A 15,883-nucleotide genomic window follows, 5' to 3' on the forward strand; every position below is an offset into this window, starting at 1 on the left:
ACCTGGTCGTGCCCTCGCGCACACAACCGGAGCCTCTGGCTCCGGATCTCCTCACCGATCGGACAGTCGCCCGCCCCAAACCCCCCGGGGCGTGCGACGATCCGATCCGGACGGCCGCCTCGGAACTACCCCCCCTGTTCCGGGGCGGCCGACCTCCTTTCTCGGGCTGATCCTCCTTCTCGGGCTTCCCGCCCTCCTCTTCGCACTGATCACCTGGCAGGTCGTGGCCGACGGCCCGCTTCTGCGGGTGGACGAACGCCTCAGCAAAGCCCTCGTCCACCCGGACCGCTCCTCCGAACTCCTCGCCGACCTGGGCAACATCCAGGTCGCGGTCCCGATCCTGGCCGTCGTCGTGGTGTACGTCGCCCGGCAGGCCAGGCGTGCAGGTACAGACCGCTGGTGGTGGCCGGCCACCGCGGCGGCCGTTCTGATGGCCGTCCTCCCGGCGCTGATCGTCCCCCTCAAGGAACTCACCGCCCGCCACGGCACCCCTGTCATGCCCCCGGGTGTCGGCTACTTCCCCTCCGGTCACACCGCCACGGCCGCCATCGCGTACGGCTCCGCGACCCTGCTGCTCCTGCCCTGGCTCCGCACGGCGTACGCCCGCCGCGAGCTCGTCATCGCCTGTGCCGCCGTCAACTTCGGCGTGGGCTTCGGCTTGATCCGCCGCGGCTACCACTGGCCCCTGGACGTCGTGGCCAGCTGGTGTCTGTGCACGGTGCTGCTGACCTTGCTCGTGCTGGTGCTCGGCCGGATCAGCCGTCGTACGTAGTCCGGTCCGGTCCGGTCCGTACGGCCGTCGTATGTAGCCATTGCGGCGCACGGCCCGCCGCCACTGCTACGACTCGGACAAACGCCACCTCGTCTCCCCGCGCCTACCGTGGACCCCATGACTTCCACCCACGCCTTCTGGCTCGCCGGCCGCCAGGCCACCGGCGAGGACACCTTCGACGTCACCTCCCCGTGGGACGGCCGTCTCGTCGGCAAGGTCAGCGTGCCGAGCGACGCCCAGGTCGAGGAGGCCGTGGCCGCCGCGTACGCCGTGCGGGACGAGTTCGCCGCCACCCCGGCCCACGTCCGCGCCGCCGCCCTCGACCACGTCAGCAAGCGGCTGGTCGAGCGCACCGAGGAGATCGCGCAGCTCATCTCCGCCGAGAACGGCAAGCCGATCAAGTGGGCGCGCGGCGAGGTCGGACGGGCCGTGTCTGTGTTCCGGTTCGCGGCCGAGGAGGCCCGTCGGTTCAACGGCGGCGAGGCCCAGCGGCTCGACACCGACCTCGGCGGGCAGGGACGCCTCGCGCTCACCCGCCGCTTCCCCAAGGGCGTCGTGCTCGGCATCGCGCCCTTCAACTTCCCGCTCAACCTGTGCGCCCACAAGATCGCCCCGGCGATCGCGGCCGGCGTGCCGATCATCCTGAAGCCGGCGCCCGCCACGCCCCTGTCCGGCCTGATCATCGGTGACCTGCTCGCCGAGACCGAGCTGTCGGCCGGCTCCTGGTCGATCCTCCCGGTCGCCAACGACCGCATGCCCGCCCTCGTCCAGGACGAGCGGCTGCCGGTCATCTCCTTCACCGGTTCCGAGAAGGTCGGCTACGCGATCATGGACTCGGTGCCGCGCAAGCACTGCACCCTGGAGCTGGGCGGCAACGGCGCGGCCGTCGTCCTCGGCGACTACGCGAGCGACGCCGACCTCGACTGGGCCGCCACCCGCATCGCCACCTTCTCCAACTACCAGGGCGGCCAGTCCTGCATCTCCGTGCAGCGCGTGATCGCCGACGCGTCGGTCTACGACCGGCTGCTGCCGCGCATCGTCGCCGCCGTCGAGGCCCAGGTCACCGGCGACCCCGCCGACGCCACGACGGACGTCGGCCCGCTGGTCAGCGAGGACGCCGCCAAGCGCGTGGAGTCGTGGGTGGACGAGGCGGTCCAGGCCGGCGCCAACCTGCTCGCGGGCGGCAAGCGCGACGGCGCCTCGTACGCGCCGACCGTCCTCACCGACGTACCGGCCGACACGACCATCTCCTGCGAGGAGGTCTTCGGACCCGTCCTCACCGTGCAGAAGGTGGACGGCGAGGCCGCGGCCTTCGCCGCTGTCAACTCCTCCAAGTACGGCCTCCAGACAGGCGTGTTCACCCACGACCTCCAGGTCGCCTTCCGCGCCCACCGCGCCCTTGAGGTCGGCGGTGTCGTGATCGGCGACGTGCCGTCCTACCGCGCCGACCAGATGCCGTACGGCGGCGCCAAGCAGTCGGGTGTGGGCCGCGAGGGCGTGAAGTTCGCGATGGACGACTACACCTACGAGCGGGTGCTGGTCCTGACGGGCCTCGCGCTCTGATTCCGGTCGGCCGGCTCTAGCTAATGGGAACCATTTTCAGCTAGGGTTGTCGTCGGCGATGCGTCTCGCCAAAGGGGCCCGGCTCCGATGCCTTCCGGTGCCGGGCTCCTTCTTTTGTGCCGAACTCCTCCGGACCCTCAGCCGGAGAAGCCGACATGCGCGAGCCGCAGTGGGCCGCGCAGCCTGAGGCGGACGTCGTGCACGCCGGTGGTGGTGAGCCCGGCGGCGAGGGTGGTGTAGTCGTACGGGCCCGAAGTGGGCGCGGACAGGGTGAGTACGGCCAGTGCCGGGCCGCCGTCCAGGGACAGCTCGATCTCTCCCTCGCCTGCCACGCTCGCGGTCACCTCCGTGGCGCCGCGCCCGAAGTCGCAGTCCCGGTAGAGCAGTTCACCCGTCCCGCCGTCCACCGCCGCCACCGCGTCGCCCGACGCCTTCGTGCGGTCGACGATCTCGGTGCCGCTCTGCTCGTCGAAGTCGGCGGCTTCCAGGCCGCGTTGGAGGACGGGGCGCGGTGCGTTCGGCTCTCCGTCGAGGAGCACGGTCGTGCGCAGGCGGATGTCCTCGCTGGACGCGCCGGCCAGGACGTCGTACGGGCCGGGCTCCAGACGCCACCGTCCGTGGGCCACGTCCCAGAACTCGAAGGCGGACAGCGGGACTTCGAAGGTCAGCTCCTCCTGGGCGCCGGGGGCGAGTGTGATGCGGCGGTGTGCGACCAGTTCGCGGCGTGGGCGCGGGACCGATGGGTCCGCCGCGCTGGTGTAGAGCTGGGCGACCTCGTCGGCCGTGACGTCACCGGTGTTGGTGACCGTGAAGGAGACGTGCGCTGTGCGGGCCTCGATCCGGACCGTCAAGTCCGCGTAGGAGAAGGAGGCGTACGACAGGCCGTGGCCGAAGGGGAAGAGCGGGGTGCCCTCGAAGTAGAGGTACGTCTGGCGGCCGCCGATCACGTCGTAGTCGAGGAGGTCGGGCAGGTCGGAGTCGGCGGCGTACCAGGTCTGCGGGAGGCGGCCGGCGGGGGAGACGTCGCCGGCCAGGACGCGGGCCAGGGCGGTGCCCGCCGCCTGGCCGCCGTGTGCCGTCCAGAGGACGGCCGGGAGGTCGGACGGGTCGACCGCGTAGGGGTAGGCGGAGGCCAGGACCAGCGCCGTGCGCGGGTTCGCGGCGCGGGCGGCGCGCAGCAGGCGCTCTTGGTGGGCGGGGAGGTTCAGGGTCGTACGGTCCTCGGTCTCGCGGCCGTTGATGTGCGGGTCGTTGCCCGCGACCACGACGACCACGTCCGCCTGGGCGGCGGCGCGGGTCACCGCGTCCTCGCCGCGTTCCACTACCTCCAGCTCGAAGATCGCCGGGTTTTCGTCGTTTTCCTCGGCAACTTTCACGCCGTCGGCGGCGACAGAGATGTGGCGACCCGTGCCGAGGTGCCTGAGGAGGTGTCCGCTCCCATGGGGTTCCAGGCGGAATGTCTCCTGGATGACCCAGCCTCCGGGCTGGTCGGCGGAGGCGCGGACACAGCCGTCGTCGGCGACCGAGAGGTAGCGGCCGTCGGGGGCGCGGAGCGTGAGGACGTCCTCGCCCCAGTCGATGAGCGCGAGTTCGGTGCCGGTGGTGTTCGTGGTCAGCGGGGGCAGGTCGGTGCGGCCCGCGAGGAGGGCCGGGTCCAGCGCGCCCTCGGCGCCGCGCACCTCGTCGGTCGCCGCCTCGGTCGGCGGTACGTGCAGGTACGTACCCGCCGAGGTCCTCAGCCGTACGCGGTCCATGCCCTCCGCGAACTCCACGCGCTCGGCGCCGAACCGCTCGTACAGGCCCTCCAGGGGAGTGGACCGGTGGATGAGCGTGCCGCTGTACCAGTCGAGCTTGCACTCGTCGGCGAGCAGGCCGACCACCGCGATACGGGTGTCGGGGGCGAGGGGGAGCAGGTCGTCGTTCTTGAGCAGGACCACCGCCTGTTCGGCGGCCTCCTGGGCGAGGGCGCGGTGGGCCGGGGTGTCGAAGTCCTTGGTGCCCGCGTGGGGGTCGTACTGCGGGTCGAACTCGCCGAGCCGGAAACGGATCGCGAGCTGGCGGCGGACCGCCGTGTCGAGGTCCGCCTCGGTCAACAGGCCCTGGTCCAGGGCGCCTTGGACCCGCTCAGTGATCTTCGAGTTGTCCGTGCCGTGGTCGGTGAAGCTGTCGACGCCGGCGAGGATCGCGGCCGCGGTGGCCTCCTCGTGGGTGTCGAAGTAGTGCTCGGAGTCGACCAGGTTGGACGGCGCGCCCGCGTCCGAGCAGACCAGGAGGTCCTGGTCGGTCCAGGCGCGCAGGTGCTCGCCGAGGTACGGGGAGACGTGGTTCGGGCGGCCGTTGACCAGGTTGTACGCGGGCATCACACCGGCCACGGCGCCCGCCTCGACCGTCTCGCGGAAGGCGCGCAGGTCGTACTCGTGCAGGACGCGCGGGCGGACCGAGGACGACGTGACGTCGCGGCCCGTCTCGTTGTTGTGGGCGAGCCAGTGCTTGAGGACGGGGGCCGTGCGCCAGTACGTCGGGTGGTCGCCGCGCAGGCCGCGGGTGTAGGCGGTGGCGATGGCCGAGGTGAGCTTCGGGTCCTCGGAGTAGCCCTCCTCATTGCGGCCCCAGAGGGGGTGGCGCAGGAGGTTCACCGTCGGGGACCAGACGTTGAGGCCCACGCGCTCGTCGCGGGCGCGCATCGCGCGGGTCTCCTTGGACACCGCCTCGCCGATCCGGCGTACCAGCTCCGGGTTCCAGGTCGCGCCGATCCCCACCGCCTGCGGGAACACCGTCGCCGGGCCCATCCATGCCACCCCGTGCAGGGCCTCCTGGCCGGTGCGGAAGGCAGCGACGTCGAGCCGGTCGACGGCGGGCGCAAACTGGTGGACGAACGCGACCTTGTCGTCGAGGGTCAGCCGCGACAGCAGATCGTCGATGCGCTTCGCGAACGGCAGCTGCGGATCACGGAAAGGCGGCGTGTGGGGCGGGTGTGCGGTCACGTGGGGATCCCCTTGCGATGCATCGGCTCGGTGCTTTCGAAGCGCTTCGATGCTCATTCGACCCGGGGGTGGGTGTCAAGAGATCAACACCATCAACACTGTCACTTCAAGCAGTGCATAAGAAATGGTCGTCTCCCATACCTCGGAGGAATCTTGGATACGACCCTTGTGCACCCCCGGGGGTTCACTTAACCTCACAGCAACATCGAAGCGCTTCGACTACGAGCCCGTTGGCATACGTCGGAGGACCGCTTCAGCTCAGCCAGTTCCAGACAAGACACCGCAGCCGACGGCCCCACCGCCGGGTGTCCTGGTGCGCCATGAAGGGTTGACGCAATGACGCCGAACGCCGCCACCTCCTCCGCCCCCAGTCGGAGAAGCTTCCTCGCCTCCACGGCGGTCGCCACCGCCGCGGTGGCCGGAGGAATGCCCCTGCTCGCCGCCTGCGGCGGCGGACAGGAAGGGAGCAAGGAGGGGACGACCTCCGGGAAGGCGGCCGAGAAGATCCTCCCCGCGTTCGTGGCGTCGAGCGTGGTCGTGCCCGACCTCCCCTCGAAGAACGGCTCGTCGGCCGGCTTCACCAAGGCGATCGACCTGAACACCCTGAAGACCTCGGTGCCGAAGAAGCTCGGCGGCGGCGGCGACCTGAAGATCATGGCGCCGATGTGGGGCAGCCCGCCCTCCAACGACAACGCCTACTACACGGCCATGAACGACGCCATCGGCGTCAAGGCCACCTGGCAGAACCAGGACGGCAACACCTACGACGAGAAGCTGGGCGCCGTCCTCGCCTCCAGCGAGATCCCCGACGTGGTGGTCGTCCCGGGCTGGAACCTGAACGGCAAGATACCCAGCGCCATCAACGCCAAGTTCGCCGACCTCGGCCCCTACCTGTCCGGCGACAAGGTCAAGGCGTACCCCAACCTCGCGGCCGTACCGACGGACGCCTGGCAACGGTCCATCTTCGGCGGCCAGTTGCGCGCGATTCCGATGCCGGGCTCGTATGTCACGAACATCGTGCCCTTCTACCGCAAGGACATCTTCGACGCGAAGGGCTACGAACTCCCGGGGACGCCCGACGAGTTCCTGGCCTGGGCGAAGGAGGCCACCGACGCCAAGGGCAAGGTGTGGGCCTGTGACGACCTGAAGTGGACCGCCTTCAACATCTACGGCGTCCTCAACGGCAGCGACAAGGCCCTGTGGTGGAACCTGGAAGGCGACAAGCTCGTCAACCGCATCGAGACCGACGCCTACCTCGAAGCCCTGGAGTGGATGCGCAAGCTCTACGAGGCCGACGTCGTCCACCCCGACGCCAAGGCCGTCAAGGGCGACGCGTCCAACCGCTTCACCGCGGGCCAGTCCCTCGTCTTCAACGGCGACATCTCCTACTGGTACGCCTCCACCGCCGAACAGCGCATCCAGAAGACCGACTTCGAGATGGGCGCGTTCGACATCTTCGGCCCCGACGGCGGCGACCCCACGCTGTGGGCGACCCAGCCCGCGGGCATCTTCACCTTCGTCAACAAGAAGGCGTCCAAGCAGCAGATCAAGGACTTCCTGGCGCTCGCCAACTACTGCGCCGCGCCGTACGGCACCAAGGAGTACATGCTCACCGTCTACGGCGTCGAGGGCACCGACTACACGCTCAAGGACGGCATGCCCACCAAGACCACCAAGGGCAACAACGAGGTCTTCGGCGCCTACGACTACACCGGCGACCCCGCCTCCTACCTCGCCCACCCCGACCTCCCCGAGATCGCCAAGCTCCAGGTCGAGTGGCAGCAGCGCATGGGTGCCTTCACCAAGAAGTCCTCCTTCTACGGCCTCACCATCACCGAGCCCAACCGCTACACCAACCTCGCCAACGACTTCGAGCAGCTGGAGGACGACGTCGTCCGCGGCCGCAAGAAGATCAGCGACGTCCAGCAGGCCGTGTCCGACTGGAAGGCCAAGGGCGGCGACGGGCTGCGCGACTGGTACAAGAAGCTGCTCGACGACAACGGCTCCGCGGCCAACTGATCCAGGGCTGAGGCAAGGAGAAAACCGTGTCCCACAGCACGGTGCCTCGGAGCAGGGCCGAGGCGACGAAGACCGACGAGAAGTCTCCGGCGGTGTCCGACGGCGCCGCAGGCTCCCGGGGCAAGCGACGCTCGGGGAAACTGAGCCTCCGGCTCCGGTTCAGACGCGACCGCACGCTGATCCTGATGACCCTGCCGGCCGTACTGCTGCTCCTGGTCTTCAACTACATACCGATCCTCGGCAATGTCGTCGCCTTCCAGGACTACGACCCGTATCTGAGCGACAACGGCTTCATCGCCATGTTCGAGAGCCCCTGGGTCGGCGTCGAGCAGTTCGACCGGATCTTCCAGGACTCCGCCTTCTGGCACGCGGTGCAGAACACGTTCGTGCTGTTCTCTCTCCAGCTGGTGCTCTTCTTTCCGATCCCGATCCTGCTCGCGCTGGTCATCAACAGCGTGATCAGGCCCAGGGTTCGGGCGGTCGCCCAGGCGATCATGTACCTGCCCCACTTCTTCTCATGGGTGCTGGTCGTCACCGTCTTCCAGCAGATCTTCGGCGGCGCCGGCATCATCGCGCAGACCCTGCGCCAACACGGGTACGACGGCTTCGACCTGATGACCGATCCCGGGATCTTCAAGTTCCTGGTGACCTCCGAGGGCGTCTGGAAGGACTCGGGCTGGGGCATCATCGTCTTCCTCGCCGCCCTGTCCGCCGTCTCCAACGACCTGTACGAGGCCGCCGCGATGGACGGCGCCGGACGCTGGCGCCGTATGTGGCACATCACGCTTCCCGCACTGCGCCCGGTGATCGCGCTGTTGCTGGTGCTGCGGGTGGGGGACGCGCTGACCGTCGGGTTCGAGCAACTCCTGCTCCAACGCGACTCGGTGGGACCAGGCGCCGCCGAGGTCCTCGACACCTATGTGTGGTGGAACGGCATCCGCAACCAGGACTTCAGCTACGCCGCGGCCGCGGGCCTGATCAAGGGCGTGGTCGGTCTGGCCCTCGTGCTGACCGCGAACAAGGTCGCCCATCTCATGGGTGAGCAGGGGGTGTACAAGAAGTGAGTGCCGTCATCGACAGGCCCGACAAGTCCGCGGCGCCCGCGTCGGCGTCCACGCCGAGTTGGTGGGCCGCTCCGGAACGGCCGTCCTGGGAGGAGGAGCCCTCCAAGGCGGGGCTCGCCGGCAAGGGGATCGTCCTCACGCTGGCCTGCTTCGCGATCCTCTTCCCGCTGTGGATCGTCATCGTCACGAGCCTCTCGTCGAAGAAGACCATCGACGCGACCGGCGGTCTTGTGGTGATCCCCAAGGGCATCACCTTCGTCGCCTACCAGGAACTTCTCAGCGGTGGGCAGGTCCAGCGGGCCGCGCTGGTCAGTGTGGGCGTGACCCTCGTCGGCACGTTGTTCAGCATGACGGTGTCCGTGCTGTCCGCGTACGGGCTCTCCCGGGTGGGTTCCCTCGGGCACAAGTGGCTCCTGATGTTGCTGCTGGCCACGATGTTCTTCGGCGCCGGGCTCATTCCGACGTACCTGTTGGTGCAGGCCCTGGGGCTTACCGACACCTACCTCGCGCTGATCCTGCCCAGTGCGGTGAGTGTCTTCAACATCCTGGTGCTGCGGTCGTTCTTCATGGGGATCTCGCCGGAACTCATCGACAGCGCGCGGATCGACGGGGCCGGGGACTGGCGGATTCTCTGGAAGATCGTGATGCCGTTGTCGCGGGCCGTGCTCGCTGTGATCGCGCTGTTTTATGCGGTCGGGTACTGGAGTGCCTGGTTCAACGCGTCGATCTATCTGTCCGACCAGGACATGATGCCGTTGCAGAACGTGATGATCCAGCTGGTGCAGAAGCAGGAACGGCCTGTTGGGCTGGCCACGCAGATCAATACGGGGCAACTGTCGCCGTTGGCCGTTCAGATGGCGGTGATGGTGCTGGCTCTGGTGCCGGTGGCTGTGCTTTCGCCGTTTGTGCAGCGGCACTTCAAGAAGGGCATGTTGACTGGCGCGGTTAAGGGTTAGCCGTTCGCCTAGTCGGTGGGGTGGTTGCGGGTTCGTCGGCGGCTGCCGGGTTTGTTGTGGCTGGTCGCGCAGTTCCCCGCGCCCCTTAAGTACGTCCACTGATCCCCCCTTTCTAGATCGAGGTATGTGTCATGCATGCGTCCAGACTGAGCCGTCGTGCTGTTCTTGGCGGGGTCGCTGCCGCTGCCGCACTCTCCGCCGTCCCCGCCTTCCAAGGGCGTGCGGAGGCCGCCGATGCCTCTGCCTACCGCTGGCGCAACGCCGTCATCGGTGGGACCGGGTTTGTGACCGGTGTGCTGTTCCACCCCTCCGTCCGTGGTCTCGCCTACGCCCGTACCGACATAGGGGGTGCCTATCGGTGGGACGAGCGTGCCGCCCGCTGGACGCCCCTCATCGACCATCTCGGCTGGGACGACTGGAATCTCCTCGGGGTCGAGGCCGTCGCCGTTGACGCGGCCCATCCGGACCGGGTTTATCTCGCCCTCGGCACCTACGCCCAGTCCTGGGCCTCCAACGGGGCGATCCTGCGCTCCGACGACCGTGGTGCCACCTGGACCCGGACCGACCTCGCCGTGAAGCTCGGGGCCAATGAGGACGGGCGGGGGATGGGGGAGCGGCTGCTTGTCGATCCGCGGGACAGTGACACGCTGTGGTTGGGGACCAGGCATGACGGGCTGCTCAAGTCCAGCGACCGCGGGGCCACTTGGGCAGCCGTGAGCGGCTTTCCGGGTACGCCCAGTGCGAGTGGGCAGGGCGTCACCTTCCTCGTCGCCGCCGGGCGCGTCCTCTACGCCGGCTGGGGTGACTCGGACGGCACCGCGTCCAACCTGTACCGCACTGCCGACGGCGCCACCTGGGAAGCCGTACCGGGGCAGCCCGCCGGCACCTCCGCCAAGGTGCCGATCCGTGCCGCGTACGACTGCCTCAGCCGCGAGCTGTACGTGACGTATGCCAATGCCCCTGGGCCCAACGGGCAGTCCGACGGCAGTGTGCACAAGCTGGCCACCGGCACCGGCAAGTGGACCGAGGTCACGCCGGTGAAGCCGGGCGGGACCACGAGTGACGGCTCCACCGACGCCTTCGGCTATGGCGGCGTCGCCGTGGACGCGCGTCGCCCCGGCACCGTCGTCGTCTCCACCAACAACCGGTGGGCGGCCGTCGACACCCTGTACCGGACCACCGACGGCGGGCGTACCTGGACGTCCCTCAAGGACGCCGCTGTCTTCGACGTATCCGAGACTCCTTACCTCAAGTGGGGCGCGGACGCGCCCAAGTTCGGTTGGTGGATCCAGGCCGTGGGCGTCGACCCGTACGACTCCAAGCACGTCGTCTACGGCACCGGCGCCACCCTCTACGGGACGCGGGACCTCACTCACTGGGCCCCGCAGATCCGTGGCCTGGAGGAGGCGTCCGTGGTGCAGCTGGTGTCGCCCCCGGTCGGGGAGGCGCACCTGCTGAGCGGGTCCAGGGACATCGGCGTCATGTACCACGAGCGGCTCACCGCCTCGCCCTCGCGCGGCATGGCGACGAACCCCGTGTTCGGGTCGGCGACGGGACTCGCGCAGGCCGCGGGCAGACCGGCGTATGTCGTCCGGGCAGGTTGGGGCGACAACGGCAACGGTGCCTACTCCAACGACGGCGGGCAGACCTGGGCGCCCTTCGAGGCCCAGCCCGACATCGCCAAGAACGCACCGGGTCCGATCGCCGCCAACGCCGACGGCAGCGTGCTCCTGTGGTCCTTCGTGCACTGGGACGGCACGAAGTACGCGGCGCACCGCTCGGCGGACAACGGCGCCACCTGGACCGAGATCTCCTCCTTCCCGAAGGGCGCCACACCGGTCGCCGACCCGGCCGATCCAGCACTGTTCTACGCATTCGATTCCGACACTGGAACGCTATACGCCAGCACTGACAGTGGCCTTTCGTTCACGGCCCGTGCGGGTGGGCTGCCCTCCGGTGACAGCCAGTTCAAGCTGGTCGCGGCGCCGGGGCGCTCCGGTGACCTGTGGGTGAGCACCAAGTGGAACGGGCTCTACCGGTCCACCGACGGTGGCGTCTCCTTCTCCAAGGTCGCCAGCTGCTGGGCCTCGTACACCCTCGGCTTCGGCAAGGCCGCCGACGGTGCCGGCTACCCGGCGATCTACCAGGTCGGCTCGACGGAGAGCATCACCGCCGTCTACCGCTCCGACGACGAGGCGAAGACCTGGGTCCGTATCAACGACGACGCCCATCAGTGGGGCTGGACCGGCGAGGTCATCGTCGGTGACCCGCGGGTCTACGGCCGTGTCTACCTCGCCACCAACGGGCGCGGCATCCAGTACGGGGAGCCGGTCTGATGGCCGCACGCCGACAACCCACCCTCGCCTCCGCCACCCGTGGCCGCATCCTCTTCGGCGGCGACTACAACCCCGAGCAGTGGCCCGAGGAGACCTGGGCCGACGACATCCGGCTGATGAAGGACGCCGGCGTCAACTCCGTCACCCTCGGCGTCTTCTCCTGGGCGAAGCTCGAACCGCAGCCGGGGGCGAGGGAGTTCGGCTGGCTGGACCGGCTGATGGACCTGGTGCACGACAACGGCATCGGTGTCGTCCTCGCCACCCCCACCTCCGCGCCCCCGCCCTGGATGGGCCGGCTGCACCCGGAAACCCTGCCCCGCGACGAGGACGGCCGCGTCGAATGGTGGGGCGGCCGCCAGCACTTCTCCCACTCCAGCGCCACCTACCGCCGCTACGCCGCCGCGATCACCGAGGACCTCGCCGCCCGCTACGGCGGCCACCCCGCCCTCACGATGTGGCACATCAACAACGAGTACTGCACCTTCGACCACGGCGACGAGGCGGCCGCCGCCTTCCGCCGCTGGCTGCGCGAGAAGTACGGCACCCTCGATGCCCTCAACTCCGCCTGGGGCACGGCCTTCTGGAGCCAGGGCTACGACAGCTGGGACGGTGTACTGCCCGCGCGCCGCACCCACTACATGAAGAACCCGACCCAGGTTCTGGACTTCCGGCGCTTCACCTCCGACATGCTCCTGGAGTGTTACGCCGCCGAGCGCGACATCGTCCGCCGCCACACCCCGCACATCCCTGTCACCAGCAACTTCATGCCGCTGTGGACGGGGCAGGACGCCTGGCGCTGGGCCGAGGAGGAGGATGTCGTCTCCGTCGACATCTACCCCGATCCGCGCGACCCCCTCGGTGCCCAAGAGAGCGCCGTCGTACAGGACATGACCCGTTCCCAGGCTCGCGGTCCCTGGATGCTGATGGAGCAGGCCGCCGGTCCGGTCAACTGGCGTGGCGTCAACCACCCCAAGCCGCGCGGTCTCAACCGGCTCTGGTCCCTCCAAGCGGTGGCCCGAGGCGCCGACGCCGTCTGCTACTTCCAGTGGCGTCAGTCCCGGCAGGGCGCGGAGAAGTTCCACTCCGGGATGGTCAGCCACGCGGGGGAACAGGGCCGCACCTTCCAGGAGGTGAGGCAGCTCGGCGCCGAACTCGCCCGGATCAGCCCACAGGTGACGGACAGTCACATCACCTCGGACATCGCGATCCTGCACGACTGGCACGCCTGGTGGGCCAGCGCCCAGGAAGGCCGGCCGTCCACGCAGGTCGACCACGCCGAGGTCCTGAAGTCCTGGCACCGAGCCCTCTGGCAGGCCCACCTCACCACCGACTTCGCCCACCCCGAACACGACCTCTCCGCGTACCGGTTGGTCGTCGTCCCGCAGCTCTACCTCCTCACGGACGCGGCGATCGACAACCTCCTCGCCTACGTCCAGGGCGGTGGCACCCTCGTCTGCGGCTTCCTGACCGGCGTCGCCGACGAGGACGACCGTGTGCGGCCAGGCGGCATGGACGCCCGGCTGCGCGAGCTGTTCGGCATCCGCACGCTGCACGAGTGGTGGCCGCTGGACCCGGGGGAGAGCGTCGAGTGCGACGGTTTCCGGGGGGAGTTGTGGTCGGAGGAGATCGAGGGCGACGGTTCGGCCGCCGAGTCGATCCCGTACAAAGGCGGGGAGTTGGACGGGCTGCCCGCCGTCCTGCGCAAGGGCCGCGCCTGGTACGTCTCCACCCTCCCGGAGCCGCAGGCGCACCGCGAGCTGCTCGCCCGGATCGCCGCCGACGCGGGTGTGCGGCCGGTGCTCGACTCGATCCCCGACGGCGTCGAGGCCGTCCGCCGAGGTGAGCTGCTGTTCGTGCTCAACCACGGCCGCGACTCGGTCACCGTCCCCGTCCCCGGCACCCACCAGGATCTGCTGACGGGCGTGACCGTCACGGACGAGGTCACCCTCGGCCGCTACGGAGCGGCGGTGCTGAAGCCATGAACGGCGGTCCCGTGCACGGCACTTGGGAACCGCTCCCGGCCGCTCGCTGGGAGGACGCCTTCCTGAGCGGCAACGGCCACCACGGCACTCTCGCGTTCGGCGATCCGAACGACGACCGTGTCATCGTCACGCACCACACCCTCGTACGCCCCAACGGCGGCGAACACGCCCGCCCACCCCACCTGGCCGCCGAACTCCCCGCTCTCCAGGACCGGTTGCTCGCGGGCGACCTCACCGCCGCCGAGAGCTTCACGGACGGGCGCCCGCTCCAGTGGGTACAGCCCTTCCACCCGGCTTTTCAGATACGGCTGCGTCGGCCGGCCGGGGACGTGCGTGGCTACCGCCGGTCCGTCGACTTCGCCACCGGTGTCACGCGGGCCGAGTGCGCGGGCTGGACCAGCCAGGTCTTCGTCTCCCGCGCCGACGACGTGATCGTCCAGCGGGTCATCGCCCCCGACCTCACGCTCGACATCTCCCTCGACCACCGCCTCCCGAGCGCCCCGGCCGGCCTCGGAGTCGGCCACGGCGCACTCCTCACCCCCGAGGGCGCACTGCTGAGCCTCCGCGCCCGCTACCCGGACAGCGACCGCGCCTACACAGGCACGACCCTCGTCGCCGTCACGGGCGGCACAACGACCCTCGCCCCACCGGGAGTTCGGGTCCAGGGCGCCGAATCCGTCCTGCTCCTCACCCGAGTCCGGCGCCACACCGGGGAACTGGACGTGGTCGAGGAGGCGCGGGCGCTGCGCGATCTCCTGACGCGCGCGGAGACGCCGTACGGCGATCTCCTGGACCGCCATCTCGCCCTCCACCGGAGTGCCTACGCCCGCGTGACCCTCGACCTCGGCGGCGACAAGGACGAACGCGCCCTGCCCGGCTCGGAGTTGCTGGAGTACCCCGACAGCGCGGCCCTCCTTGAACGCCTCTTCGCCGCCGGCCGCTACCACCTGCTCTCCGCCAGTGGTCTGTTCCCGCCCCGTCTCACCGGCCTGTGGACCGGCGACTGGGACACGGCGTGGGCGGGAGCGTTCACCAACGACGCCAACGTCAACCTTCAGACCGCCTCGGCCGCTGCCGCCGCACTCCCCGAAGTCACGGAAGCACTCGCCTCACTGATCCACGGTCAGCTGGACGACTGGCGCGAGAACGCCCGCTCCGTCTTCGGCGTCCGGGGCGTCATGGCTCCCGCGCACACCGACGGCGAGTCCGGGCTGACGTACCACTTCAGCCGCGAGTACCCGCTGCACCTGTGGACCGCCGGCGCCGACTGGCTGCTCAAGCCCCTCGTCGACCACGACGAGACCCGCGGTCACCAGGACCCGCGCACCGCCGCCGCCCTCGCCGAAGTCGCTCAGTTCTACCAGGACTTCCTCACCAGCACCGACGACGACGGTCACCTCGTCGTCGTCCCCTCCTACTCGCCCGAGAACCGGCCGGCCAACGGGAGCTGGGGGGCGGTCAACGCGGCCATGGACCTCTCGGCCGCCCGGCACGCCCTGCTCACCGCCGCCGAGTACCACCCCGAACAGGCCGACCGCTGGCGTGCGTTGGCCGACCGGCTCCCGCCCCACCGGATCAACTCCGACGGCGCGCTCGCCGAATGGGCCTGGCCCGGCCTCGACGACACCTACGACCACCGCCATCTCAGTCACCTCTACGGCGTCTGGCCGCTCGACGAGATCAACCCGTACGACACCCCGGGCCTCGCGGCCGCCGCCCACCGCGCCCTCGAACTCCGGGGCGCCGAGAACGACTCGGCCCACGGCCACCTCCACCACGCCCTGATCGCGGCCCGTCTGCGCGATGGCGAACGGGTCGCGGACGCCCTCGGCCAGGTTCTCAAGGGGGACTTCTTCCACGTCTCCCTGATGAGCGCGCACTACCCCGACCGCGACGTCTACAACGCGGACGCCGCACACACCCTGCCCGCCGTGCTCGTCGAGATGCTCGTGCAGTCGACGCCGGACCGGCTGGTCCTGCTGCCGGCGCGTCCGGCGTCGTACCCGAAAGGCCAACTACGCGGTATCCGCACGAGGTTCGGGGCCGAGGTCGACCTGGCCTGGAGCCCCGACAGCGCGTCCGCGGTGATCCGCCCCACGCGCAGCCATCGCATCGAACTCAGGACTTCCTCCGGCGCACAGCCGCTCGACCTCGTCGCCGGAGAAGACCAGGTCCTCACCCTGGGGACGTGGTAGATCCCCGCAATT

The 15,883-nt window shown here is 69.6% G+C and carries 9 protein-coding genes; 8 read left to right on the forward strand and 1 reads right to left on the reverse strand.

Translation table 11 applies throughout. From position 1 onward, the window contains the following. Positions 1-91 precede the first annotated feature (91 nt). Both AC5DRG_RS37895 and AC5DRG_RS37900 read left to right on the forward strand, forming a co-directional pair. Complete coding sequence (locus AC5DRG_RS37895; RefSeq protein ID WP_491804223.1) at positions 92-772, forward strand: phosphatase PAP2 family protein; 681 nt, start codon at positions 92-94, stop codon at positions 770-772. Positions 773-889: 117 nt separating this feature from the next. Then, positions 890-2,335 (forward strand): aldehyde dehydrogenase family protein, encoded by a 1,446-nt coding sequence (locus AC5DRG_RS37900; RefSeq protein WP_491804224.1) that lies wholly within the window; start codon positions 890-892, stop codon positions 2,333-2,335. A 137-nt stretch (positions 2,336-2,472) separates the two neighbouring features. Here the strand turns inward: AC5DRG_RS37900 and AC5DRG_RS37905 are convergent, their stop codons facing one another. Beyond that, positions 2,473-5,319, reverse strand: coding sequence for a glycoside hydrolase family 3 C-terminal domain-containing protein (locus tag AC5DRG_RS37905; protein WP_491804225.1), 2,847 nt, complete (start codon positions 5,317-5,319; stop codon positions 2,473-2,475). A gap of 336 nt (positions 5,320-5,655) precedes the next feature. On the opposite strand from AC5DRG_RS37905, the gene AC5DRG_RS37910 reads away from it, so the two are divergent. The 6 genes from AC5DRG_RS37910 (at position 5,656) to AC5DRG_RS37935 (ending at position 15,871) form a co-directional block, all read left to right on the forward strand. Beyond that, positions 5,656-7,338, forward strand: coding sequence for a type 2 periplasmic-binding domain-containing protein (locus tag AC5DRG_RS37910; RefSeq protein WP_491804227.1), 1,683 nt, complete (start codon positions 5,656-5,658; stop codon positions 7,336-7,338). A 26-nt stretch (positions 7,339-7,364) separates the two neighbouring features. Next, a complete protein-coding gene (locus AC5DRG_RS37915) occupies positions 7,365-8,402 on the forward strand; it encodes an ABC transporter permease (protein WP_491804229.1) in 1,038 nt (345 codons plus the stop codon). Then, a complete protein-coding gene (locus tag AC5DRG_RS37920; RefSeq protein ID WP_491804230.1) occupies positions 8,399-9,358 on the forward strand; it encodes a carbohydrate ABC transporter permease in 960 nt (319 codons plus the stop codon). The genes AC5DRG_RS37915 and AC5DRG_RS37920 overlap by 4 nt, the downstream gene beginning before the upstream one ends. Positions 9,359-9,489: 131 nt before the next feature. After that, a complete protein-coding gene (locus tag AC5DRG_RS37925; RefSeq protein WP_491804231.1) occupies positions 9,490-11,694 on the forward strand; it encodes a 1,4-beta-glucanase in 2,205 nt (734 codons plus the stop codon). Further along, complete coding sequence (locus AC5DRG_RS37930; protein WP_491804232.1) at positions 11,694-13,676, forward strand: beta-galactosidase; 1,983 nt, start codon at positions 11,694-11,696, stop codon at positions 13,674-13,676. The genes AC5DRG_RS37925 and AC5DRG_RS37930 overlap by 1 nt, the downstream gene beginning before the upstream one ends. Next, positions 13,673-15,871: a glycosyl hydrolase family 95 catalytic domain-containing protein gene (locus tag AC5DRG_RS37935; RefSeq protein WP_491804233.1), complete on the forward strand. Its 2,199-nt coding sequence runs from the start codon at positions 13,673-13,675 to the stop codon at positions 15,869-15,871. Before AC5DRG_RS37930 ends, AC5DRG_RS37935 begins: the two co-directional genes overlap by 4 nt. Positions 15,872-15,883 lie beyond the last annotated feature (12 nt).

The organism is Streptomyces sp. JLBG701 (assembly GCF_058544905.1).